This window comes from Pseudomonas sp. ICMP 460 (assembly GCF_002723595.1).
Taxonomy (GTDB): Bacteria; Pseudomonadota; Gammaproteobacteria; order Pseudomonadales; family Pseudomonadaceae; genus Aquipseudomonas; species Aquipseudomonas kitaguniensis.
The window spans coordinates 52,710-74,147 of record NZ_LKBR01000068.1 but is presented as its reverse complement, the minus strand read 5'-3'; the positions used below and the strand labels follow the sequence as shown (position 1 = coordinate 74,147).

The following is a 21,438-nucleotide window of genomic DNA, read 5'->3' as shown; positions in this document are numbered from 1 at the left end:
TACTACTGGATAGCAGCCTATTCGATAGCTTCGTAAGGAAGTCCGACGTAATTTTCAGCGATGGTTTTTCGACCGGCCTCTGAGTCGATGAAATACCCCAGTTCGCTTTCGGCGATGCGCTGGCTGAAGCCATCCGCCTCGGGAAACTGATGCAGCATCGAGGTCATCCACCACGAGAACCGCTCGGCCTTCCACACCCGTCGCAGGCAGATCGCCGAATAGGTGTGCAGCAAGTCCACGCGCCCCTCGCGATACACCTTGAGCAAAATCCGAAACAGCGTGCTCACGTCACTTGCCGCCAGGTTCAAGCCCTTGGCCCCGGTGGGCGGGACGATGTGCGCGGCGTCCCCGAGCAGGAACAGGCGCCCGTATTGCATCGGCTCCACGACAAAGCTGCGCAGCGGCGCGATGCTTTTTTCGATGGAAGGGCCGGTGACCAATTGCTCGGCCAAAGAACTGGGCAAGCGGGTTTTTAGTTCATCCCAGAAGCGCTGGTCCGACCAATCATCAACGCGTTCTTCAGTCGGCACTTGCAAGTAATACCGGCTACGGGTCGGCGAACGCATGCTGCACAGCGCAAAGCCGCGCGGGTGCTTGGCGTACACCAACTCGGCATGCACCGGCGGGGTGTCGGCGAGAATGCCCAGCCAGCCGAACGGGTAGGCCCGCTCGAACACCTGCAGCGCCTGCGCCGGGATCGACTGGCGCGCCACGCCATGGTAGCCATCGCAACCGGCGATGTAGTCGCACTCCAGGCGAAACGCCTCGCCCTGATGCTCGAAGGTCAGCCAGGGTCGATCACTTTTAAGGTCATGCGGCTGCACGTTGTGCGCTTCGTACAGGGTGATCGCGCCAGCAGCTGCGCGCGCGGCCATCAGGTCGTGGGTGACTTCGGTCTGGCCGTAGATCATCACCGACTGGCCGCCGGTCAGGACGTTGAGGTCGATATGCGTAAGCTGGCCATCCAGCGCCAGTTCGAACCCGTTGTGCACCAAGCCTTCGGCGTCCATGCGCTGGCTCACGCCCGCCTCGCGCAGCAAATCGACCATGCCTTGCTCCAGCACGCCAGCACGGATGCGGCCCTGCACATACTCGGCGTTCTGGCGCTCCAGGATCAGGGTTTGGATACCGGCGTTATGCAGCAGTTGGCCGAGCAACAGTCCGGAGGGACCGGCGCCAATAATGGCGACTTGGGTGGTCAGCGTTTTCATTATTTTTGTGGCCCGCATGCGTCACCCGAACGGATCAGGTGAAAGAGTTGTCATTGGTGTTGTTGCTGACATTTTTCACTTGAGTTGACGCCACAGGAAGGTGAAAACTGAGACAAAGCCTGCGCTTTTTGCCAATCGGGGCGATTACCGAACCACTATCCTGAGTATCGGATTGAAACCATGACCAAAACTGCCAGTACCGCGATTCCGGTCTTCAAGCTTTACGGTGAAAGCCAGCAATGGCCGACCCCGGATTTGTTGCACTGTGAAACTATTTCTCGGCGCAGTCGGGAATACCAGTGGGAAATCCAACCCCACCGGCACGCGGATCTGTGCCAGTTGTTGTACGTGCATAAAGGTCAGGCGCAACTGCAAATCGAGGGCCAGCGCACCACGCTGAGTGAAGCCACGTTGCAGGTGCTGCCGCCGCTGTGTGTGCACGGGTTTCGTTTTTCGGAGGATGTGCAGGGTTACATCGTGACGCTGGCGGCGCCGCTGGTCAGCCATTTACAGAAACAACTGGGCGCGACAGTGGACGGCTTGCAAGCCCTCGGCAGCTACCCGGCGGGCAAGGACAGCGACTACCTGAACGCACAGTTCGCCCGCCTGCAGGACGAATATGCGAATGAGCAACCGGCGCGCGACATGATGCTGCACGCCCTGGTCAGCGTGCTGCTGGTGTGGATCAGCCGCCAGGCCATCCAGCGCCGCCACCCTCGCGCGCCGCGTGGCCGCGAATACTTTCGGCGTTTCACCCAACTGGTTGAGCAGCATTACCGCGAACACCCGAAGATTGAGGATTTGGCCCACAAGCTGGGCATCTCGGTCTCGCACCTGAATGGCACGTGCCGGGAATTGGGCGGGCAGCCAGCGTTGCAGATCATGCACGACCGCCAGCTACTGGAAGCCAAGCGCCTGCTGACCTACACCAGCATGACCATCAATGAGATGTCGGAGGTGTTGGGGTTTTCCGACCCGACCAACTTCTCGCGGCTGTTCCGCCGACGGGTCGGGTTTTCGCCCAAGGCGTTTCGCGAGCAATTAAAGGCTGAACAGGCTACCTGAGCGCGCTGAAACTGCCGGTGTGCGGAACGCATAGGTCGTGATGGCAACTGATCGCGAAGCTCGGCTGCATGCGCGTTTGTTCAACGCGCAAGGCGGCGAAGCCGTACAGCGCGGTGGTCAGGGCAGACAGGATAAAAATCATCACGTACTTTCTGGTTTTTAGGGTCATGGCACAGACCTCTGAACGGATCTACGGGGTGCTGCTTTAAGCATAGGTCAGTCAGGGCGAGTTGCCATTATTGGGCGCCATTCAAACTGTTTATGTCGGCTCAGAGACCGACATCCCAAGCGGGCTCTTCCGGGAACCACTGCACCAGAAAATCCAGCAAGCTGCGCAGCGCGGCAGGCATGTGTTTGCGTGACGCATACACCGCGTAAATGCTCATCTGCCGAGGCTCGGCCTCGGGCAACAGGCGCACCAGTTCGCCAGCCCGAATGCAGTCACCGGCCTGGTAACTGGGCAGCATCGCCACGCCCGCCCCGGCCAGCGTCAACTGCAACAAAGTGCTGGCCTCGTTAGAGGTGATATTGCCGCTGATGGGCACCGAGACGTGCTCGCCGTGCTCTTCGAAATGCCACAGGTGTTTACCGAAATAGCTGTGGGTCAGGCAGTTGTGCCGAGCCAGCTCCTCGACTTTTTGCGGGGCCGGATGCTCCAGCAAATACGCAGGCGTTGCACACACCACCGAACGGCACACGGTCAGGCGCCGGGCGATAAGGTTGGGGTCCAGGTCATTACTGGTGCGGATGGCCAGGTCAATGCGTTCGTCCACCAGGTTCACTGTGCGGTCGAGCATCTGCAAGTCGACCGTGACCAACGGGTAGCGCTTGACGTATTCGGCGATGGCCGCCGCCAGTTGCGCCTGACCGAACGAGGTGCTGACACTTAGCCGCAACAAGCCACGGGGCGCGTCGTCGGGTGCGCTGACGGCGGCTTGCAGGTCGCCGCAAAGTTCCAGCAACTGGCGGCAGCGCGGCAAGGTTTCACCACCGGCGGCGGTCAGGCTGAGCTTGCGCGTGGTGCGGTGCAGCAGGCGCGCGCCGACCCAGTCCTCCAGCTCGGCGAGGTAACGCGAGACCACCGGCCGTGACAGGTCGAGATGGTCGGCAGCGGCCGATTGGCTGCCCAAATCGACCACAGTCACAAACACCCGCATTGCTTGAAGACGATCCATGATTTGCACGCTTTTAGAAACAAACTATGTGCGAGCATCGCATTTTTTGTTGTGTTTGGTGCAACTAAGCTCTGTGCATCCCTTAGCGATTGCTGGAGCTGCCCCCAATGTCACGCATGTTAACCACCCTCAAGCGCCTGACCCTGGCGACCACCGCGCTGGCCTTCGCCGCCCAGGCGTCGGCAGCCGCCCTTACGCTCGACGTGTACAACCCAGGCGCTGAAGCCATCTTCCCGGTCAGTTCGGTATTGGTCAGTGGCGCCAAAGACGCGATTCTGGTGGACGCGCAATTCGGCAAAAGCCAGGCCGAGCAACTGGTGCAAAAAATCCGCGCCAGCGGCAAACACCTGACCACCATCTACATCAGCCACGGCGACCCGGACTACTACTTCGGCCTCGACACCCTGACCGCCGCCTTCCCCGACGCCAAGGTGCTGGCGCCGCAGCCGGTGGTCGACCATATCAAGGCCACGGTGGCCGGCAAGCTGGAATTCTGGGGGCCGAAAATGGGCGCCGACAAACCGGCCAAAACCATCGTGCCGCAAGTGCTTGAAGGCCACAGCCTGACGCTCGAAGGCCAGCCATTGGAAGTGATCGGCCTGGACGGCGCGCAGCCGGATCGCAGCTTTGTGTGGATCCCCTCGATCAAGGCAGTAGTGGGTGGCGTAGTGGTCGCCGAAAACATCCACGTGTGGATGGCCGACACGCAGAGCGCGCAGTCCCACAAAGACTGGTTGGCGACGCTGCAACGCATCGAACAACTGAAACCGCTCACGGTGATTCCGGGCCATTACCTGGGCAGCCCGTCACTGAAATCGGTGGCCTTTACCGCCGACTACATCAAAGCCTTTGACCTCGAAACCGCCAAAGCCAAAGACTCCGCCGCCTTGATCGCGGCCATGAAAAAACGCTACCCGAACCTCGCCGACGAAAGCTCGCTGGAACTCAGCGCCAAAGTCGCCAAGGGCGAAATGAAGTGGTAAATGGTTTTTAAACCCTGACTGACTGGAGAACTGCATGAGCAAGATCGCAATCATTGGTGCTACTGGCCGTGCCGGTAGCCAACTGCTGGAAGAAGCGCTGCGCCGTGGGCATACCGTTACAGCCATTGCGCGTAATACCGACACGCTGACTGCGCGCCCAGGCGTGACCGTCAAGCAAGTCGACGCGCTGAATGCCGAGGCGTTGCAACAGGCCGTCAGCGGCAGCGATGTGGTGATCAGTGCGGCGCACTTCGCCACGCTGCCGGCCAGTGCCGTGATCGGCCCGGTAACCAAAGCCGGTGTAAAACGCCTGCTGGTGGTGGGCGGTGCGGGTTCGTTGCTGTTGCCGGATGGCAGCCGCGTCATCGACAGCCCTGGCTTCCCCGCTGAATACAAAGCTGAAGCCAGCGCCGGGGCTGAATTCCTCGACGTGCTGCGTCAGGAACAGCACCTGGATTGGACGTTTTTGTCGCCGTCTGCGGAGTTTGTAGAGACCGAGCGCACCGGCAACTTCCGTGTCGGCCAGGATGAGCTGCTGGTGAGCGCTGAAGGCCGAAGCTGGATCAGTTTCGCCGACTACGCCATTGCGTTGATTGATGAAGTGGAAACACCAAAGCATTCGCGCCAGCGCTTTACCGTGGGTTACTGAGCCACAGCGCATTGAGCGGGCTAATGCTGTGAGTTAGCCCGCTCAGTGTGCAAACCCGTTCACTGCAAAAACCTGCCGTCTGCAATTTTTAGATAGCGCCTGCGATTTTCTCGTTTGCCCCTCTTGCCCATGCGTGGCCTGATCTGGCCTTGTCTATTCAAGGCCTGCCCATGGAAACCGTTCACGCAAAACCCAACACCAGCGTTTGGCTGATGCTCAGCATTGTCATGGTCGCCCTTAACCTGCGCCCATCAATGGCCGCCATCGGGCCTTTATTGTCATCGATTCGTGGCGAGGTGCCGCTGAGTTTCAGCGGCGCGGCGTTGCTGACCATGCTGCCGGTAATGGCCATGGGCTTGGCGATGTTCTTCGGCATGGGCCTGGCCAAGCGTTTTGGCGAGCACCGCAGCACAGTGCTGGCGTTGCTGGTGATTGGCCTGGCCACACTGTCACGGCTGTTTGTGGATTCGGCCTCGGCGCTGATCGCCAGCGCGATTGCGGCAGGTGTCGGTATTGCGCTGATCCAGGCCTTGATGCCGGCGCTGATCAAGACACACTTTCGCAACAACGTTTCACTGTTCATGGGCGTTTACGTCACCGCCATCATGGGTGGCGCAGCGCTGGCGGCTTCGTTCGCACCTTTTGTGCAAGTGCACACCGGCAGTTGGCGCATCGGCCTGGCAATTTGGGCGGCACTCGCGTTGCTGGCACTGCTGTTCTGGTCTGCGCAGCGTTCGGCAATGCCTGCATTACCGCAAGCCGATTACCGCCCGCAAGAAACGTTTTTCGGGAATCGCCGGGCGTGGTTGCTGGCGATCTTTTTCGGCCTCGGTACGGCGTCCTACACCTGCGTGCTCGCGTGGCTGGCGCCGTACTACGTGGAGCTGGGCTGGAGCGAGCAGAACGCCGGTTTGCTGTTGGGTTTCTTGACCGCGATGGAGGTGGTGTCCGGGCTGGTGACGCCGGCTATCGCCAACCGCCGCCAGGATAAACGCGGCGTGGTCGCCGTGCTGCTGGTACTGATCATCCTCGGTTTTTGCGGGCTGATTTTAAGCCCGCAACACATCAGCCTGCTGTGGCCGTGCCTGCTCGGCTTGGGTATCGGCGGCTTGTTCCCGATGAGCCTGATCCTGTCCCTCGACCACGTGAACAACCCGCGCCGCGCCGGTGGCCTGACCGCGTTTGTGCAAGGTATTGGTTACTTGATTGCTGGCCTGTCGCCACTTATTGCCGGGATGATCCGCGATCAATTGGGCAGCTTCGAATGGGCCTGGTGGTCGCTGACGGCGGTAATCGCGGTGATGCTGGCGATCGTCACGCGGTTTAACCCAAAGCATTACGCGCAACATATCCGCTGACGTCGTGTTGCCAACATAATTTGTCCCACGCCAAACATACAAATCCCCTACAAAGCTTTCTATTGGCACGACCGTTCCGTTAAGCTTTTGCCCTTGTCGCGCGCTGCCTCAGTGCCAAGGATTACCGGACGGAATGGATGCTAAACAGTAATTTGCTCAGAAAGCTCGATATGCAGGACTTGATGGTGTTTATCGCCGTCTACGACCAGAGCAGCGTTACCGAGGTGTCTGAAACGCTGTTCGTCAGCCAGTCCACCGTGAGCTACAGCCTGAAGAAACTGCGCACCAGTTTTGAGGATGAACTGTTTATCAACACGCGCGCGGGCATGCGCCCTACGGACAAAGCCACCACCATGTACGGGCATGTGCAGGAGATCCTCAAAAGCATCAACCTGTGCCACGCCGGTCGCGAGGCCTTCGACCCGGCGCACAAGGCCGTGACCTTCAACGTGTGCGCGCCGGAATACTTCGAACAGTTGATTTTGCCGCGCCTGTTGAAAAACTTCGACCGCGCCGACCTGCCGGTGATCGTCAATGTGCAGAAGCTGGAAGCCGAGATCCCCGCCAATGACCTGCGCGAAGGCCGCCTGGACCTGGTGATCGGCTTCGGCCCGAACTTTCACCGCGCCCACAAAGAGTTCAAAACGCAGAAGCTGCTGGAGGACGACTTGGTGTGTGTGTTCGATAAACGTTGGGCACCGCAGGCGCCGGCGTTCAGCCTGGAGGCGTTTACCGAGCGCCGCCACGTGTTCCCCACGCCGTGGACCTCCGACACCAACATGATCGACGGCTGGCTTGCACGCCAGTCTCACAAACGTCAGGTAATCGCCCGGGCCAACAGCTACAGCGCAGCGCTGAAGATGATCACCGGCACCGACTTTATCCTCACCCTGCCCCGCCGTGTGCAACAGCAATTGGCGCCAGCAGCGGTGTTCGGCCATTGCGAAGCCCCCGAGGGTTTACCGGGGTTCACTCTGGACATGCACTGGAACCCGACCAGTGCGCAAGACAGCGCCAATACGTGGTTCAGAGAACAAGTGGTAAAAGTCTGCGCGGACCAAGCGTTAGTTTAAGCGCCCTCGCCGCGCTTAATTGCGCTCAGCCGATCGCGACTTTGCTGTAGGAGTCGCGGTCCATGTCTACCAGCAGCACACTCAGTTGAACCTGAATATCCGCTGGCCAGTCGCCCATATCCTGCAACACCGCCAGCAGGCTTTCCGACAGTTGCTTTTTGACCTGCGGTGAGCGCCCGCTGAGCAGCGACAGTTTTAACGCGATAAAACCGCGCGGGGCGATGGACGTGCCGACCTGGAAACTCTCAAGCTTGATTGCGCGGCTTTTGATATCGAACTCGGCGCCGAACTGCCCGGACGCCATTAGCACGTTGTTGAGCCGCAACAGGGTTTTTTCGACGGCAAGGTCCGGCAGGTTGGCGGTGTATTCCAGATGCAAGTGCGGCATGAAAGCTCCTGATGGTTGTGGGTATAGAGTGGTACGTATAGCACAAGGCCGAACCGGCCCCGCGCGCGTGCAGCGTGAAGGCGACGCCATCGATGGGTCTGCCTGATGAAGCTACCTCAGGAGGTTGCCGCCAGCGTCTCGCGCTGGCTCATGAACGCCTCCAGCCGCGAGCGCATCCAGCGTTCCGCCGGGTCGGTGTCCACGTGGCTGAGCCAGACCATCGACAAATCCAGGGTCGGCGTTTCGAACGGAAACGCCTCGCAAAACAACTGCCCGCCAGCGGCCATGGCGTGAGCGGTGTAGTCCGGCAGGCTGGCGATCATGTCGGTGCCGGCAAGCAGCGCCGGCAACGCGCTGTATTGCGGCACCGACAGTACCACGTGACGCTTGCGGCCAATCTCTGCCAGCCATTCATCGGCAAACCCGGACACGTTGGCGGTGTGGGACACCAGCACATGCGGCCGTGCGCAATATTCGTCGAGGGTCAGCGGTGTGTCCGAGGCATCGGCACGCAACAGGCACGGCCGTATATGCCGCAACAGTTTGCGTTTGGCATTCGCCGGCAGGCCGCGTGTCTGGGTGATGCCAACGGTAATATCGCCGGACGCCAGCAGGTCCGGGATGCGCCAGTAATCAACGTGCTGCACCACGAACACCACCGACGGCGCTTCCTGGCGCAAGGCCCGCAGCAACGGTGGCAGCAGGCCGAATTCAACGTCATCGGACAGGCCGATGCGAAAGGTCATGGTGCTGATGGACGGGTCAAAATCGTGGGTCAGGCTCAGCGCCGACGACAATGAATCAAGGGCCGGCGACAGGTGCTTGATGATCTCTTCTGCGCGGGCGGTAGGCTCCATGCGATGGCCGACGCGAATGAACAGCGGGTCATTGAACAGCGTGCGCAGCCGGTTAAGGGCAGAACTGATGGTCGGCTGGCCGAGAAACAGCTTCTCTGCTACCCGGGTTACATTGCGTTCGAGCATCAATGTTTCAAAGACCACCATCAGATTGATGTCGGCCTTGCGTAATTCATTGCGATTCATTCGGCGCTCGCCCCATTCCCCAAGACAGCCCGCAGTGTAGAAAGCCCGCGGGGCTGCGTCTATTAGACGCCGCGAAAACACCTCCGATCTACTGTGGGAGCGGGCTTGCTCGCGATGGCGGTGTGTCAGTCAACAGATTCGTCGGCTGGTGCACCGCCATCGCGAGCAAGCCCGCTCCCACATTTGACTGAGTTCAGTTAGTGAGATCGGAGCGATTGAGCGGTTTGGGGCGTTCAGGGTTTGAGCGGGCGTTCCTGATCTTGCTCGGAAAGCTCCGTGCCGTCGTCCGGGTGCTTCCAGGTCTGGGGCTTTTCTTCCTCGCGCTGTCGGGGTTGCTCACGCGTGGGCTTATCATGCGGTTCGTGTTCGTCAGCCATTGGCACCTCCCTTCATCAAGCATTGATCAGCATTTCAAGCATAGATCAGGCGCGGGATTTTGGAGGTGTGGCGGGATTGATAGTCTGCGCGCATCAATCTATCCAAATTACTCACTTATCATTTCTAAATGTGTCAGCCACTATCCGCGGTCTTAAGCGAGACAAGCACTTTAAAAAGAACGCTGGAGACACAAAACCATGACTAGCCCTTCCCGGCCCGATTCTGCCCGTTCGAAAGTTGGTGCGGTTTTCCGCGTAACTTCCGGTAACTTCCTCGAACAGTTCGATTTCTTTCTGTTCGGCTTCTACGCCACCTACATCGCCGCTGCGTTTTTCCCCGCCGCCAATGAGTTCGCTTCATTGATGATGACCTTCGCCGTGTTCGGCGCAGGCTTCTTGATGCGTCCACTCGGCGCAATTATTTTGGGTGCTTACATCGATGATGTCGGTCGCCGCAAAGGGTTGATCGTGACCTTGTCGATCATGGCCAGCGGCACGCTGTTGATCGTGCTGGTGCCGGGTTATCAAACCATCGGCCTGTGGGCACCGCTGCTGGTATTGCTGGGTCGCTTGCTGCAAGGCTTCTCGGCCGGTGCGGAACTGGGCGGCGTGTCGGTTTACCTCTCCGAAATGGCCACGCCAGGCCGCAAGGGTTTCTACACCAGCTGGCAATCGGGCAGCCAACAGATCTCCATCGTGGTCGCCGCTGCACTCGGCTATGGCCTGAACGTGTGGATGGAACCTGCGGTCGTTGCCGATTGGGGCTGGCGCATTCCGTTTGCCGTCGGTTGCGTGATCATCCCGTTCATCTTCGTGCTGCGCCGTAACTTGCAGGAAACCGAAGAGTTCGCCAACCGCACGCATCGCCCCACCATGCGCGAAGTACTGGCCACGTTGGCGAAAAACTGGACGATGGTGATTGGCGGCATGCTGATGGTGGCCATGACCACCACCGCGTTCTACCTGATCACCGTGTACGCGCCGACCTTCGGCAAAACCGTGTTGAAACTGAGCACCTCGGATGCCCTGCTGGTGACGCTGCTGGTGGCGGTGTCGAACTTTGTCTGGCTGCCGATTGGCGGCACCTTGAGCGACCGCTTTGGCCGCAAGCCGGTGTTGGTCGCCATGACCGCGCTGACCGTCCTCACCGCTTACCCTGCGCTGTCGTATGTGGTGAACGCGCCGAGCTTCGCGCACATGCTCGAAACCTTGCTGTGGTTCTCGTTCCTGTACGGCATGTACAACGGCGCGATGATCCCGGCGCTGACCGAAATCATGCCGGTGGAAGTACGCGTGGCCGGTTTCTCCCTGGCGTATAGCCTGGCCACCGCGATTTTTGGCGGGTTCACCCCGGCGATCTCGACCTGGTTCATTCACATCACCGAAGACAAGGCCTCGCCGGCCTATTGGATGATGTTTGCCGCGTTGTGCGCCCTGTGCTCGACCCTTGCGCTGTATCGCCGCGCCAACGCCCGTGGGCAAGTGATGCAGGGGGCTGTGTGATGACAGCGCTGCGCAACACACTCACGGCCCTGGCCCTCGGCGCCCTGGCGCTGACGGCACAGGCGGAAGAACTCAAGGTGATGACCTCGGGCGGTTTCACCGCCGCGTATCAATTGCTCGGCCCGCAATACGCCAAGCAAAGCGGCGATACGCTCCAGACCTTCCTCGGCCCGTCGATGGGCAAGGCGCCGGAAGCGATTCCCAACCGCCTGGCGCGTGGCGAACATGCCGATGTGGTGATCATGGTCGGCTACGCGCTGGATGACTTGATCAAACAGGGCAAGGTCGACAAGGCCTCGCGCGTGGAACTGGCGGATTCGCGCATCGGCATGGTAGTGAAGCAAGGCGCGGCCAAACCTGCGATCGGCACCGATGCCGAACTGAAGGCGGTGCTGAGCCAAGCCAAGTCCGTGGCGTATTCGGACAGCGCCAGCGGCGTGTATGTAGAGCAGGAGCTGTTCAAGAAGCTCGGCATGCCGGCCAAAGGCAAGATGATCGAACGCATCCCGGTGGCTTCAGTGGTGGCCAAGGGTGACTACGAGGTGGGCTTGCAGCAGGTCGCGGAATTGTTGCCGGTGCCGGGCGTGACGTACGTCGGCAAAATCCCGGAAGACGTGCAATCGGTGACGCGCTTTGCCGCCGGCATTCCGGTTAACGCCGAACACCCGGCGCAGGCCAAGGCGCTACTGCAATTTATGGCGTCGCCCGAGGCGCAACCGGTGGTGCAATCCACCGGCCTGGACTCGGTATCACGCTGACCGAAACGGCATCTCGCGCACTAACCGCTCCAACTCCAGCGCCGCTGGCGGCAATGTCCGCCCGCGGCGTTTGATCAAGCCCACATTGCGCATCACCTGCGGTTCCACCAGCGGCACACTCACCAGAATCGGGTGCGTGCCCGCCGGCATCGCAATCGACGGCACCATCGCCACGCCCAACCCCGCCTCCACCAGCCCGATCATCGTGGTCACGTGGTGCGTCTCGCAGATACTCGGTTTTTTCACGCGTACACCGCGCAAGGCCTGATCGAGCAAAAAGCGATTGCCCGAGGTTTTATCCACGGTGATGTAGTCGTGCTCATAGGCCTCGGCCCAGGCCACGCTTTCACGCTCGGCCAACGGATGATCACGCCTGCACGCCAGCACGTAGCGCTCCTGCAACAGCAGCTCGAATTCCACTTCATCGGACAAGCTGCCGCTGAAACTCACGCCGAAATCCGCCTCACCACTCTCCACCGCATTGCACACCTCGCCCGCGCTGGCATCCAGCACGCGCAGGCGAATCTTCGGGTACAGCGTGTGAAACGCAGAGATCACATGGGGCATGAAGTAGTAAGCGGTGGACGGCACACAGGCAATGGTGACGTTGCCCATACGCGTGGACGCAACGTTGCTGATGCCCATCAAGGCGATGTCGAGGTCATCGAGCATGCGCTCGACTTGCGGCAGGAACGCCCGCCCAACCATGGTCAGGCTGACCCGCCGCGTGGTGCGCTCGAAGAGTTTTACATCCAGCGCAGACTCAAGCTTTTCGATACGCCGGCTGAGCGCGGGCTGCGAAATACGGATCGCCTCGGCGGCACCGCGAAAACTGCCCTTGTCTACCACGGCGCGGAAGGCTTGGAGGTCGTTGAGGTCGAAGTTGATGATCACGAAAAAGGCCAGTGTGGTCGATGTGGCGGGCATTATCGTATGGACGGTCACCGGGCGCCATGCGTGGCTGGGGCCGCGAGGGCTAATAACCCTACTTCAAATATGAAGTCATACATATCAGTGAGTTATTTGCCGGCCGGCGCCACACCGCCGCGAAAAAGCGTCAATACTTGCGGCTTGAATGACGCAACCGGAGAGACAGATGCGCATGAAAACCTGCCAACATTCAGAATTTTTTTGGACGGGCAATAATGGCTGCCGCTGAATATGCGACTGAAAGTGAAGTAGTTCGCGATAGCCTCAAAGCGCTGCTGACGCGTGACCGAGCCATGAAAGACTGGTTGCGCGACCAGGTTATTCCGGCGGCTGCCGCCCTCAAGGCTGACCCTGGGCGGGCAAGGTCGGCCACGCAAGCTCGCGAACACATGGCAGCCCGACGACAGCGTAATGAATAAACAAGGAAGATCAATGTGAAGGGCACCGTTTTTTTGTATAGGCCTCTGCGGTGGGGCTTGAGCCTGCTCGGCCTGATGGGCATTGCAGCCTTGGGCTTTTTCGCCTGGCAAAGCTTTTACCCCGTCAGCGCGGCCACCGGTTGGAGTGTCAAGACGGTGCATCGCGATGTACCGAAAGCCGCCTCGCTGATGCCGTTACCGGACGGCTCGTTGATGGTCAGCCAGGAACTCGACGATGCGCAAGGCAGCATCGTGCGCATCCACCCCGATGGGCACCGCGAAGTGGTGGTGGCCAACCTGTCCAAACCTGACGGCATGTTCGCTGCTCGCGGTGGCTGGGTGTTCAGCCAGGAAACCGGCAACGCCCCCGTCAACTTTCTGAAGGACGGCGCGGTGACTGAGCTGTTTCGCGGCGAAAACGTACAAGGCTTGTGGGGCGAGGGTGATGACCTCTACGCCATCGAAGACCGCAAGCAAGACGGGCGAATCCTGCGCTATCGCTGGAGCGACCAATCGCTGACCGTGCTGCGTGACCAACTGCACGAAGGCGAGTCCATCACGCGCTGCACCGATGGGCGAATGCTCTACACAGAAAAGGCAAAGGGCGTGGTGCGCGAACTGACCGATGACGGCAGTGACCCGGTGGTGCTGGCAGGCTTGAACAAACCGACGTTCTTGATGTGCGACCAACGCGGCTTGTGGATCAACGAAGACTCGACCCACCGCGCAAGGTTACTGCTGGTGAGCCCGGAGGGAAAACAGCGCACCATCCTTACGTTTTTAAAGGCGCCGCAGTCCATCGTCGCGACCGGTCGAGGCACCTACCTGCTGGCCGAGGGTGGCCGCAATCGGGTGTTGGAATTAGTGCCCGACACCCGCGCGGTCGCCCCTTGACAGGCTACAGCTGAAACCGCGCCACCGCCTGGTTCAGCTCCACCGCCAAACGCGCCAGCTCATGGCTGGAACCGTTGATTTGCCCCGCACCGGAAGACGACTGCGCCGACAAATCACGGATATTCACGATGTTGCGGTCCACCTCCTTGGCCACCTGCGCCTGCTCCTCGGCGGCACTCGCGATCACCAGGTTGCGCTGGTAAATCTGGTCGATGGAGTCGGTGATCTGACTCAACGCGCCGCCCGCCCCTTCGGCGAGAATCAAGGTGTCGGTGGCACGCTGTGTGCTCGACTGCATGGACGTCAACGCCTGGTTGGAGCCGGTACGCATGGCAGTCACCATCTGGTCGATTTCCAGGGTCGATTGCTGCGTACGGTGAGCCAACGCCCGCACCTCATCAGCCACCACCGCAAACCCACGGCCAGACTCACCGGCACGCGCGGCCTCGATGGCGGCGTTCAGCGCCAGCAGGTTGGTCTGCTCGGCGATGGAGCGAATCACGTCAAGCACCTTGCCGATATCGCGCGATTGCTCGGCGAGGTTTTGCACCAGGGTCGAGGTTTCACCGATGTTGCTGCTCAGTGCCTGAATCGCGGTAACTGTCTCGCCGACACGGTGCTGACCTTCACGCGCTGTTTCGTTGGAGAGCCGGGTCGACTCGGAGGTTGAAACCGCATTGCGTGCCACCTCTTCAGCGGCCGAGGTCATCTCATTGACCGCCGTAGCCGCCTGTTCAATTTCTGCGGTCTGCTGTTGCAGGCTGCGGCTGCTCTGATCGGTAATACCATTGAGGTCGGTGGCGGATGCGGCCATTTGCCCGGCCGACTGCCGAATCAGTTGCAAGGTGCTGCGCAGACTACCCTGCATGCTTTGCAGCGCCACGAGCAAACGGGTCACTTCATCGTTGCCGGTGACTTGCACGGTCTGGGTCAAATCACCCTGCGCCACGTTTTCAGCCGCGCGCATCGCCTGCCCCAATGGACCGACAATGCTGCGGGTCAGCAACCAGGCCAGGGCCACCGTGCTCAGAGCCGCCAGTATCACGAAGCCGAACACCATGGTGCGCGAGCGGCTGTATTGCGACTCGGCCGTCTGGCCCTGCTGGTTAATCTGCGCGTTGTAGTAGTCAGCCAAGGCATTCAGCTGGCTGCCCGAGCCATCGACCACGGTTTTCATGTCCACCAGCAACAACTTGTTGAGCTCGGCGCCCTGTTGCTTGTCGGCGAGCACAAAGGACTGCGCGAGCCCCTGCTGATACTGGCGCAAAGAGACTTGGAACTGGTCGTAGAGCGCACGCACTTCCGGGGTGTCGATCACGGCATTGAGGTCCGCGAGCCTCTTCGTCAGGTCCTGGCTGCGCGTGTCCATCTGGCTGCGGTATTGCGGCATGCTCGCAGGGTTGGGGTCGAGCGCCATACGCAAAGAGATTGTACGAATGCGCAGCATGATTTCGCGAATGTCAGACACCAGCCGCATCTTCGGCACCAAACCTCTTTCAACCTGCACCGCGCTTTCGCGAATGCTCGCCATGTTGGAAAGTGCGAAGAACCCGAGCATCGCCACGAGCAAAGCAATCAAGGCAAAACCCAGACCCGCACGGCGGGCAATGGACAGGCTGCGAAGTGACATTTTGGCGCTCTCTTTTATTAGGCATACGACATCGTATGAGAGTGTTTCGGCCAACGCAGCAAGGACTTTAGCGGTGTATTGAGTGGGCGAAGCGCCTCTGAATCAAACGCTCAAAGATGGGTGATCACGTCGCTATTCATTGACGTATTTTGGCGGTCATTTCATGCGCCGCAGAGGCTCGAAAAGGTGTAGCAGATCAAGCGTGAAGACACTGTCAGCCCTTGGGCAATTGCCACCTGATACACGCCCAGTAATTCGCACGATGATCATCAACACAGCACCGCCCGACAATGAAAAAGCCCCAAGGCTTAACGCCTACGGGGCTTTGCTGTGTAACGGTGCTGCGATAAATACGTGTATTCAGTTGCCCCGCGCTCTGTTGGCTTGGGAGAGCACCGAGGCAGCCAGGGATTTTGTATCCTCACTGTATTTATCGCTCTGAAGCGCCTTCCCGGCTTTTTCTTCCATGTGCGCACTCGTCTGCTTGTCGGTACCACTCTGAGCCAACGCTGAGGCAGCAAGGCTTTTGGCGATGGCTGAGGCGTTTGGATTACTCAGCACCTCTGCTGCCAACGTCGCCATTTTGCCGGAGGTCTTTTTCGTATTTTTGCTCATGATGCATTTCCTTTGCAGTGTGGGAATTTCTACCTGAAAAACCGTTGAGCCCAAGGTAGTCAGTTACGCAGAGGCTCGCAACGCGTGCGCTGTAGGCAATGTTGGAGAAACATGTAAGAAAGGCGTAATAGCGCGGCCAACCACCTCAGAGGGGTCGAATTGATTGCACTGATGGTGACTATCAAAACGACGGCCTAGTTGATTGCTGAAACCCATTTATATAATCGCCGCCTATTTTCCTGTCCCCACGCCTGAAGTCAGGCGCTCTCCCCCCGGAACCCAACATAATGCCAAGCGCAAGCCCCGCCCTAAGCGGCCGCCCCGAACATAGCCAACAAAGTGTCGTACAGCAGTGGCTGGCGATTCTCTCGGTTGCCGTGGGCGCCTTCGCCTTAGTCACCAGCGAATTTCTGCCGGTGGGCGTACTCAACGACGTCGCCAGCGACCTCGGCATCAGTGCCGGCCACGCCGGCCTGATGGTCACGCTGCCCGGCATCATGGCCGCCCTCGCCGCGCCGTTGCTGTCGGTGTTCATTGGCGCGATGGACCGCCGTTATCTGCTCATCAGCCTGACGCTGATCATGATCGTCGCCAACACGGTCGTGGCCTACGCGAGCGACTTCAGCCTGTTGCTGTTCGGCCGCGTCCTGCTGGGCATCAGCATCGGCGGTTTTTGGGCAACCGCCATCGCCCTCAGCAGCCGCCTGGCGCCCAAGGGCGTGGGCGTTGCCCAAGCCACCTCGATCATCATGGTCGGTGTGACCCTGGCCACCGTTCTGGGCGTGCCCGTAGGCACTTGGCTGAGCGGCCTGATGGGCTGGCGCATGACCTTCCTGGTCACCGCACTGGTGGGCATACCCGTGCTGTTGGCGCAGGTATTTTTGCTGCCCCGCCTCACCCCGGAAAAAGCCATTCAGATCCGCGACCTGCCGGCCTTGTTTATCAACCCGCAAGCCCGAGTCGGCTTGATCGCCGTACTGCTGATCGGCCTCGCGCACTTTGCCGCATACACCTACGTCGCGCCGTTCTTCAAAAACAGTGCCGGCTTCGACGGCCCGACCATCGGCTCACTGCTACTGCTGTTCGGCGTGGCTGGCGTAGCGGGCAACATCTTTGCCGGTTTCGCCGCCAACCGCAGCGTGCGTTACACCCTGCTGCTGGTCGCGTTGATGATCGGCACCAGCACCGCGCTATTCCCCTACTTCGCCACCGGCATGACCGGCGCAGCCATGCTGATCGTCCTCTGGGGCTTCGCCTTCGGCGCCTTCCCGGCCTGCGCCAGCATCTGGATGTTCGTCGTAGCACCCAAGGACGTCGAACGCGGCATGCCGCTGTTCGTCGCCTTGTTTCAAGTGATTATTGCCTTGGGCTCATTCTTCGGCGGACGGATTGTTGATCAAATGGGCAGCTCGGTGCTGTTGAGCCTGGCCACAGTGCTGGTCGGCTGCGGTTTTGTGACCGTGCTTGTGCTGGGGCGTAGCGTTAGTAATAACGTGGTGGCGCAACCTGCTTAATCAGGCGATGCCCACTAAAAAGCCTGCTGAGCATCGAGCTCAGCAGGCTTTTTTTGTTTCAGATGCTGGTCATTATTTGCCTGGTTTATCTGCCGGGAAATCACGCTCAAGCACAGAATGCACCAGCGCTTGGGCATTCTCGATCAATTGCGCCAAGCCCATGATTACGGGTGACTGCGTGCTGTGCGGATCTTCGGCGCATTGATAGGCGGTTTGCAGTGCGGATGAAAGGATTTCGGAGGCGTTTGCCAGGGCTTCTTCGGTGCCGATGTCAGCGCCTACGTTGAATATTTTACGAGGCTTGTCGTCTGAAATGGCGTTGAAGGCATCAGTTGGTTTGGGCGTGATCTTTTTCATGATGTAGCTCCACGTAATGAAAAGGAGCTACCACTCCCTGCTGTCAAACAGGATTGGGTGGCAGCTGTACGCGGGTTGACAGACCGGAAACGTGGAAACCCGGCGCACCCGAAGGTGCCCCACGTACAGCCGCCATATCAGATGGGCACAGACAGGCAAGAGTCTGGAACCAAGTTTTGGGGATGCACAGAGATCGCACGTTATTCGGTCTGTCAAAACCGGTCGCCATGAGGGCGACGGCGGAAGGGTATCGCCCTGCCTCAGCCAGCGCAACCCTGCATAGTCCCGTTTGAGATTCAGCAAAAGAACCGCCAGGCTCAGTTCATAAACAAGGTTAAGATACCAAGACAGCCCAATTTCTACCAAATTCTGAGCAAGTCTATACGTGGCTAAGTGAGCTATAAAAGCGTAAGGCTTCGCAAATAAAAGTAACAAACGCTTACCACCCACGAGCCATCCCGCTGCGTAAATTCATATATTCATTTGCTGGAAAAAATCACATCAAAAAAATGCGAAGTCAAACTTATACAACTGAATAAATGGCGGGCTGTCCCAAACACCGATCCTGTGCATTTTCCAAAGCGCCCTTTACGGGGGAGTCTGATACAGTTGGCCCCCAGTAAATTCAATGACAGGGAGTCAAGTATGGCGAAGCCAGCCGCACGCATCACCGATCCGACCACCTGTCCTGTGCCTGGGCATGGCCCCAAAGTCATCTCTTCCGGTTCTCCCGACGTGTTCTTCGACGGACTAGCAGCCGCAACCAGAGGTGATTCTTGCACTTGCGGCAGTGCTTTAACCTCAGGCGTATCAGCGACGGTGTTCATTAATGGCAAGAATGCTGCTGTGGTCGGGACCGTTGGCAGCCATGGCGATGTAGTGATTGGAGGCTAGGGTACGGTAATTATCGGTGACTCCCATACACCAGCACCTTTCATCCCGCCTAGCCCTATGCCCCTCCATGGCAATTGGATCGGTTTTAAAATCCCGACCACCGAGAGCTATGAAGGGCTTTCCTGTACTGCACACTTCGAAGACGGATCAGTGATGCCGGGCGTGTTTGACGCGAAAAATACAGTTAGATTCTTAAACCCTACAGGTAAAGCCTGTACCGCAATTGATTACGGAACTGAAGAGCCTTCAGATGGCATTTCAATTCTCGATAACATTCTCAATAAAACTCAGGGATAAGGATCATCTCGTGACGGAACCGATGCTCATTACCGGCAGCTACATTTTAAAACGAGAGCACGACCTCCACAGTTCGCCATTGGAAATGGCGATAGCGGGTATGGAAGGTGCGGCAGCACGCTTTGCCACCGATGCTATAAAGGACGCCAACACTCGCCTAAAATACCAAAGCAAAATCCAAGAAATGTCTCGATTGGTTGAGGCTGAGGTTATGGCAGGCAAACTCACCGCGAAAGACGGTGTAGCGTATTGTCAAGAAATGCGTAACAACATCATGAATGAGCATCGAAAATTCACGTCAGCCCAAGGCGTCGCTGTCGCGGAAAACATAAAACTAAACGGGCCTACACTTCAAACCACCCTCGACAAATATGCACATTCACTTTATAAGAAAAAGTTTGATCTTTTGACTGATGTAGAAAAATCCAAAGTCCACCACTTGATTTTTAAAAAGTCCGGCGTCGATAATCTCAAGGTCACTCGTGGCACTAAAATCATGAGAGTGACAGGTAAAGTAGCGTGGGTAATTACCGCCGCATTCGCTGCCTCTGAAATTTATAAAGCAGATGACAAAGCCAAAGAAACCGGACGTCAGGGGATGATTCTGGGCGGAGGTGCAGCGGGCGGCGCAATGGCAGGATTGAGTGTATCGTTGCTTTGCGGCCCAGGAGCCCCTCTCTGCGCTATTGCTGTCGTACTGGCCGGCAGTCTTGCTGGGGGCATACTTGGTGAATATGCAGCGGATAGTCTTGATGACGAACTGGAGGAGTTCCTGACATGGGGCGTTCGATGACAGAGGAGCAGCGGTCATACGTCTACTGGGCATTATCCGACGCATTTGTGGATACCGAGGTTGACTACCAGGCCATAGCGCGTGAGACAGAAGCCTACGACCCAGAAGAAATAAAGCGAATTCTCTATCATGAAGTAGCTCCTGTTTGCCATACGAACCTTGAATCTGTAATACCTGTTATATGGTCAGCCTTCAACTTGGAAAGCTTAGAACGAGATATAAAAAACATGTTGGACGCTCGAAAAAAAAGCTACTTCAGGCAGCAGAAAGATAGACTTTTGATTCGCTGGCTCGAATTTCGATACAAATATATATGGACAGAAATAATTAAACATTACCAAAAAGACAACTCCAATCTCCCTGTGTGAAAACTAGCCAAGAAGATAAAAGCAAAAATATTTAAGCGCTCCATAGCCCCTACATTTAAACTGCTCGAATTATATCGGACGCTGCGCTTGCGATTCTTTCAAAAAAACATTGGCCATGATACGACCCGGCGCCGAAGGCGTCGTCGCGGGTCGGCTACACGCACTTGTGCGTCAGCGACTGTTCGGACTCAAGTCCGAGCGAACAGCTGATGTTCTGCGCTTGCAGACGAATCCACTGGTCGACGAAGTTTGCGTTGAGGTCATGGCTGAGTGCGATGCTGACAATCGAAGCGCCCGGCTGGGCACACATAGAATGACTTGGGCTTTGAAGGACTTGGAAAAGGAACGGCATGTTGGCTGCATGAAATAACCGCTTAAGCGCTAAAATTGATGAGCTTACCGCTGACGAGCGTAAATCGTTGAAAGCTGCAATCGAGCACTGGAGATAGCTATGAGCAAGCTTTTTGATGAGCTGATGGAAAGTGTTCAAGAAATGAACGAGATCCTGCGAGGGGAACGTAAACCATCCCGCGAATTCCATGTTGATGCGACGCAGGTTAAAGAAATTCTCAAGGCAACAGGGCCAGCAAAGGCATCGTTAAAAGCCATTCATAACGACCCGGTGCATGTTCTGAACGCTTTGGCCACTTAAGCCAGGCGACGTGGTAGGTTCCGCATGGAGCGAGACGTGAGCGCGATTACGCAATCCGTGAGTTTCCCAGAGACAGTATCGACAAAAAAGCCTGCTGAGCATCGAGCTCAGCAGGCTTTTTCAGTTTCAGATGCAGGTCATTATTTGCCTGGTTTATCTGCCGGGAAATCACGCTCAAGCACAGAATGCACCAGCGCTTGGGCATTCTCGATCAATTGCGCCAAGCCCATGATTACCAGTGACTGCGTGCTGTCCGGATCTTCGGCGCATTGATAGGCGGTTTGGCGTGCGGATGAAAGCATTTCGGAGGCGTTTGCCAGGGCTTCTTCGGTGCGGACGTCTGCGCCAACGTGGAAGATCTTGCGGGGGGAAAACTCGGAATCTGAATCGAGGTTGGTCATGTTCATTGTGTAGCTCCTGTATGCAATGGGAGCTGTCACATCCTGCTGTCAAACAGGAACAGGTGGCAGCTATGCGCGGGTTGACAGACCG

25 protein-coding genes and 1 pseudogene are annotated in these 21,438 nt (G+C 58.2%); 14 read left to right on the top strand and 12 right to left on the bottom strand.

Going from position 1 to position 21,438, the window contains the following annotated elements; all coding sequences use genetic code 11:
• Window positions 1-17: 17 nt before the first annotated feature.
• Complete coding sequence (gene pobA / locus AO240_RS25380) at window positions 18-1,211, bottom strand: 4-hydroxybenzoate 3-monooxygenase (RefSeq protein WP_099240183.1); 1,194 nt, start codon at window positions 1,209-1,211, stop codon at window positions 18-20.
• Window positions 1,212-1,391: 180 nt separating this feature from the next.
• Between pobA and AO240_RS25375 the strand changes: the two genes are divergently transcribed.
• Window positions 1,392-2,276 carry a helix-turn-helix domain-containing protein gene (locus AO240_RS25375; protein WP_099240181.1) on the top strand — a complete coding sequence of 295 codons (885 nt, stop codon included), beginning with the start codon at window positions 1,392-1,394 and terminating at the stop codon, window positions 2,274-2,276.
• Here AO240_RS25375 and AO240_RS28710 read toward each other — a convergent pair.
• Both AO240_RS28710 and AO240_RS25370 read right to left on the bottom strand, forming a co-directional pair.
• Window positions 2,269-2,445 (bottom strand): hypothetical protein, encoded by a 177-nt coding sequence (locus AO240_RS28710; protein WP_162839863.1) that lies wholly within the window; start codon window positions 2,443-2,445, stop codon window positions 2,269-2,271. The genes AO240_RS25375 and AO240_RS28710 overlap by 8 nt on opposite strands.
• A 100-nt stretch (window positions 2,446-2,545) precedes the next feature.
• Complete coding sequence (locus AO240_RS25370) at window positions 2,546-3,451, bottom strand: LysR family transcriptional regulator (protein ID WP_099240179.1); 906 nt, start codon at window positions 3,449-3,451, stop codon at window positions 2,546-2,548.
• Between the two features lie 116 nt (window positions 3,452-3,567).
• Here AO240_RS25370 and AO240_RS25365 point away from each other — a divergent pair, with 116 nt between their 5' ends.
• From AO240_RS25365 to AO240_RS25350, 4 genes are all read left to right on the top strand, one after another.
• The gene (locus tag AO240_RS25365; RefSeq protein WP_099240363.1) at window positions 3,568-4,434 is read left to right on the top strand and encodes an MBL fold metallo-hydrolase; all 867 of its coding nucleotides are present in this window, start codon (window positions 3,568-3,570) and stop codon (window positions 4,432-4,434) included.
• Between the two features lie 34 nt (window positions 4,435-4,468).
• Window positions 4,469-5,083, top strand: coding sequence for an NAD(P)-dependent oxidoreductase (locus AO240_RS25360; RefSeq protein WP_099240177.1), 615 nt, complete (start codon window positions 4,469-4,471; stop codon window positions 5,081-5,083).
• A 170-nt stretch (window positions 5,084-5,253) separates the two neighbouring features.
• Window positions 5,254-6,441 carry a cyanate transporter gene (locus AO240_RS25355; RefSeq protein ID WP_099240175.1) on the top strand — a complete coding sequence of 396 codons (1,188 nt, stop codon included), beginning with the start codon at window positions 5,254-5,256 and terminating at the stop codon, window positions 6,439-6,441.
• A gap of 137 nt (window positions 6,442-6,578) precedes the next feature.
• The gene (locus tag AO240_RS25350) at window positions 6,579-7,514 is read left to right on the top strand and encodes a LysR family transcriptional regulator (RefSeq protein ID WP_099240173.1); all 936 of its coding nucleotides are present in this window, start codon (window positions 6,579-6,581) and stop codon (window positions 7,512-7,514) included.
• A 25-nt stretch (window positions 7,515-7,539) separates the two neighbouring features.
• Here the strand turns inward: AO240_RS25350 and AO240_RS25345 are convergent, their stop codons facing one another.
• The 3 genes from AO240_RS25345 to AO240_RS28705 all read right to left on the bottom strand — a co-directional run bounded on the left by AO240_RS25345 (window position 7,540) and on the right by AO240_RS28705 (window position 9,322).
• Entirely contained in the window at window positions 7,540-7,902 is a 363-nt protein-coding gene (locus AO240_RS25345) for a 5-carboxymethyl-2-hydroxymuconate Delta-isomerase (RefSeq protein WP_058411079.1), read from the bottom strand.
• 116 nt (window positions 7,903-8,018) lie between these two features.
• The gene (locus AO240_RS25340) at window positions 8,019-8,945 is read right to left on the bottom strand and encodes a LysR substrate-binding domain-containing protein (RefSeq protein WP_058411080.1); all 927 of its coding nucleotides are present in this window, start codon (window positions 8,943-8,945) and stop codon (window positions 8,019-8,021) included.
• Between the two features lie 233 nt (window positions 8,946-9,178).
• A complete protein-coding gene (locus AO240_RS28705) occupies window positions 9,179-9,322 on the bottom strand; it encodes a hypothetical protein (RefSeq protein ID WP_177445867.1) in 144 nt (47 codons plus the stop codon).
• 198 nt (window positions 9,323-9,520) lie between these two features.
• Here AO240_RS28705 and AO240_RS25335 point away from each other — a divergent pair, with 198 nt between their 5' ends.
• Window positions 9,521-10,825, top strand: coding sequence for an MFS transporter (locus AO240_RS25335; protein WP_099240171.1), 1,305 nt, complete (start codon window positions 9,521-9,523; stop codon window positions 10,823-10,825).
• Window positions 10,825-11,583: a substrate-binding domain-containing protein gene (locus tag AO240_RS25330; protein ID WP_177445866.1), complete on the top strand. Its 759-nt coding sequence runs from the start codon at window positions 10,825-10,827 to the stop codon at window positions 11,581-11,583. The genes AO240_RS25335 and AO240_RS25330 overlap by 1 nt, the downstream gene beginning before the upstream one ends.
• Here AO240_RS25330 and AO240_RS25325 read toward each other — a convergent pair.
• On the bottom strand, window positions 11,575-12,477 hold the full coding sequence (locus AO240_RS25325; RefSeq protein ID WP_058411276.1) for a LysR family transcriptional regulator: 903 nt from the start codon (window positions 12,475-12,477) through the stop codon (window positions 11,575-11,577). The two genes, AO240_RS25330 and AO240_RS25325, sit on opposite strands and share 9 nt — an antisense overlap.
• Window positions 12,478-12,728: 251 nt before the next feature.
• On the opposite strand from AO240_RS25325, the gene AO240_RS25320 reads away from it, so the two are divergent.
• Complete coding sequence (locus AO240_RS25320) at window positions 12,729-12,932, top strand: type II toxin-antitoxin system ParD family antitoxin (protein ID WP_256586055.1); 204 nt, start codon at window positions 12,729-12,731, stop codon at window positions 12,930-12,932.
• Window positions 12,933-13,007: 75 nt separating this feature from the next.
• The gene (locus tag AO240_RS25315) at window positions 13,008-13,826 is read left to right on the top strand and encodes a hypothetical protein (RefSeq protein ID WP_099240361.1); all 819 of its coding nucleotides are present in this window, start codon (window positions 13,008-13,010) and stop codon (window positions 13,824-13,826) included.
• Window positions 13,827-13,830: 4 nt separating this feature from the next.
• Here the strand turns inward: AO240_RS25315 and AO240_RS25310 are convergent, their stop codons facing one another.
• Both AO240_RS25310 and AO240_RS25305 read right to left on the bottom strand, forming a co-directional pair.
• Window positions 13,831-15,456 (bottom strand): methyl-accepting chemotaxis protein, encoded by a 1,626-nt coding sequence (locus AO240_RS25310; protein ID WP_099240165.1) that lies wholly within the window; start codon window positions 15,454-15,456, stop codon window positions 13,831-13,833.
• Window positions 15,457-15,816: 360 nt separating this feature from the next.
• On the bottom strand, window positions 15,817-16,071 hold the full coding sequence (locus AO240_RS25305) for a hypothetical protein (protein WP_099240164.1): 255 nt from the start codon (window positions 16,069-16,071) through the stop codon (window positions 15,817-15,819).
• A 287-nt stretch (window positions 16,072-16,358) separates the two neighbouring features.
• Between AO240_RS25305 and AO240_RS25300 the strand changes: the two genes are divergently transcribed.
• Window positions 16,359-17,585: an MFS transporter gene (locus AO240_RS25300; RefSeq protein ID WP_099240162.1), complete on the top strand. Its 1,227-nt coding sequence runs from the start codon at window positions 16,359-16,361 to the stop codon at window positions 17,583-17,585.
• A 72-nt stretch (window positions 17,586-17,657) separates the two neighbouring features.
• On the opposite strand, the gene AO240_RS25295 is transcribed toward AO240_RS25300, so the two are convergent.
• On the bottom strand, window positions 17,658-17,942 hold the full coding sequence (locus AO240_RS25295; RefSeq protein WP_099240161.1) for a DUF6124 family protein: 285 nt from the start codon (window positions 17,940-17,942) through the stop codon (window positions 17,658-17,660).
• Between the two features lie 645 nt (window positions 17,943-18,587).
• Here AO240_RS25295 and AO240_RS25290 point away from each other — a divergent pair.
• The 3 genes and pseudogenes from AO240_RS25290 to AO240_RS25280 all read left to right on the top strand — a co-directional run bounded on the left by AO240_RS25290 (window position 18,588) and on the right by AO240_RS25280 (window position 20,294).
• Window positions 18,588-19,133 (top strand): annotated as a pseudogene (locus AO240_RS25290) (PAAR domain-containing protein).
• Window positions 19,134-19,143: 10 nt separating this feature from the next.
• Window positions 19,144-19,926: a hypothetical protein gene (locus AO240_RS25285; RefSeq protein WP_099240159.1), complete on the top strand. Its 783-nt coding sequence runs from the start codon at window positions 19,144-19,146 to the stop codon at window positions 19,924-19,926.
• Entirely contained in the window at window positions 19,911-20,294 is a 384-nt protein-coding gene (locus AO240_RS25280; RefSeq protein WP_099240158.1) for a hypothetical protein, read from the top strand. Before AO240_RS25285 ends, AO240_RS25280 begins: the two co-directional genes overlap by 16 nt.
• 154 nt (window positions 20,295-20,448) lie before the next feature.
• Here the strand turns inward: AO240_RS25280 and AO240_RS28565 are convergent, their stop codons facing one another.
• On the bottom strand, window positions 20,449-20,604 hold the full coding sequence (locus AO240_RS28565; protein WP_158231402.1) for a hypothetical protein: 156 nt from the start codon (window positions 20,602-20,604) through the stop codon (window positions 20,449-20,451).
• A gap of 141 nt (window positions 20,605-20,745) precedes the next feature.
• Here AO240_RS28565 and AO240_RS25275 point away from each other — a divergent pair, with 141 nt between their 5' ends.
• Entirely contained in the window at window positions 20,746-20,946 is a 201-nt protein-coding gene (locus tag AO240_RS25275) for a hypothetical protein (RefSeq protein ID WP_099240156.1), read from the top strand.
• 140 nt (window positions 20,947-21,086) lie between these two features.
• On the opposite strand, the gene AO240_RS25270 is transcribed toward AO240_RS25275, so the two are convergent.
• Window positions 21,087-21,353 carry a DUF6124 family protein gene (locus AO240_RS25270; RefSeq protein ID WP_256586054.1) on the bottom strand — a complete coding sequence of 89 codons (267 nt, stop codon included), beginning with the start codon at window positions 21,351-21,353 and terminating at the stop codon, window positions 21,087-21,089.
• Window positions 21,354-21,438 lie beyond the last annotated feature (85 nt).

Coding starts and splice junctions, on each gene's coding strand:
- pobA (WP_099240183.1), bottom strand. CDS start 1,211: ATGAAAACGCTGACCACCCAAGTCGCCATTATTGGCGCCGGTCCCTCC.
- AO240_RS25375 (WP_099240181.1), top strand. CDS start 1,392: ATGACCAAAACTGCCAGTACCGCGATTCCGGTCTTCAAGCTTTACGGT.
- AO240_RS28710 (WP_162839863.1), bottom strand. CDS start 2,445: ATGACCCTAAAAACCAGAAAGTACGTGATGATTTTTATCCTGTCTGCC.
- AO240_RS25370 (WP_099240179.1), bottom strand. CDS start 3,451: ATGGATCGTCTTCAAGCAATGCGGGTGTTTGTGACTGTGGTCGATTTG.
- AO240_RS25365 (WP_099240363.1), top strand. CDS start 3,568: ATGTTAACCACCCTCAAGCGCCTGACCCTGGCGACCACCGCGCTGGCC.
- AO240_RS25360 (WP_099240177.1), top strand. CDS start 4,469: ATGAGCAAGATCGCAATCATTGGTGCTACTGGCCGTGCCGGTAGCCAA.
- AO240_RS25355 (WP_099240175.1), top strand. CDS start 5,254: ATGGAAACCGTTCACGCAAAACCCAACACCAGCGTTTGGCTGATGCTC.
- AO240_RS25350 (WP_099240173.1), top strand. CDS start 6,579: ATGCTAAACAGTAATTTGCTCAGAAAGCTCGATATGCAGGACTTGATG.
- AO240_RS25345 (WP_058411079.1), bottom strand. CDS start 7,902: ATGCCGCACTTGCATCTGGAATACACCGCCAACCTGCCGGACCTTGCC.
- AO240_RS25340 (WP_058411080.1), bottom strand. CDS start 8,945: ATGAATCGCAATGAATTACGCAAGGCCGACATCAATCTGATGGTGGTC.
- AO240_RS28705 (WP_177445867.1), bottom strand. CDS start 9,322: ATGGCTGACGAACACGAACCGCATGATAAGCCCACGCGTGAGCAACCC.
- AO240_RS25335 (WP_099240171.1), top strand. CDS start 9,521: ATGACTAGCCCTTCCCGGCCCGATTCTGCCCGTTCGAAAGTTGGTGCG.
- AO240_RS25330 (WP_177445866.1), top strand. CDS start 10,825: ATGACAGCGCTGCGCAACACACTCACGGCCCTGGCCCTCGGCGCCCTG.
- AO240_RS25320 (WP_256586055.1), top strand. CDS start 12,729: ATGGCTGCCGCTGAATATGCGACTGAAAGTGAAGTAGTTCGCGATAGC.
- AO240_RS25315 (WP_099240361.1), top strand. CDS start 13,008: ATGGGCATTGCAGCCTTGGGCTTTTTCGCCTGGCAAAGCTTTTACCCC.
- AO240_RS25310 (WP_099240165.1), bottom strand. CDS start 15,456: ATGTCACTTCGCAGCCTGTCCATTGCCCGCCGTGCGGGTCTGGGTTTT.
- AO240_RS25305 (WP_099240164.1), bottom strand. CDS start 16,071: ATGAGCAAAAATACGAAAAAGACCTCCGGCAAAATGGCGACGTTGGCA.
- AO240_RS25300 (WP_099240162.1), top strand. CDS start 16,359: ATGCCAAGCGCAAGCCCCGCCCTAAGCGGCCGCCCCGAACATAGCCAA.
- AO240_RS25295 (WP_099240161.1), bottom strand. CDS start 17,942: ATGAAAAAGATCACGCCCAAACCAACTGATGCCTTCAACGCCATTTCA.
- AO240_RS25280 (WP_099240158.1), top strand. CDS start 19,911: ATGGGGCGTTCGATGACAGAGGAGCAGCGGTCATACGTCTACTGGGCA.
- AO240_RS28565 (WP_158231402.1), bottom strand. CDS start 20,604: ATGTGTGCCCAGCCGGGCGCTTCGATTGTCAGCATCGCACTCAGCCAT.
- AO240_RS25275 (WP_099240156.1), top strand. CDS start 20,746: ATGAGCAAGCTTTTTGATGAGCTGATGGAAAGTGTTCAAGAAATGAAC.
- AO240_RS25270 (WP_256586054.1), bottom strand. CDS start 21,353: ATGAACATGACCAACCTCGATTCAGATTCCGAGTTTTCCCCCCGCAAG.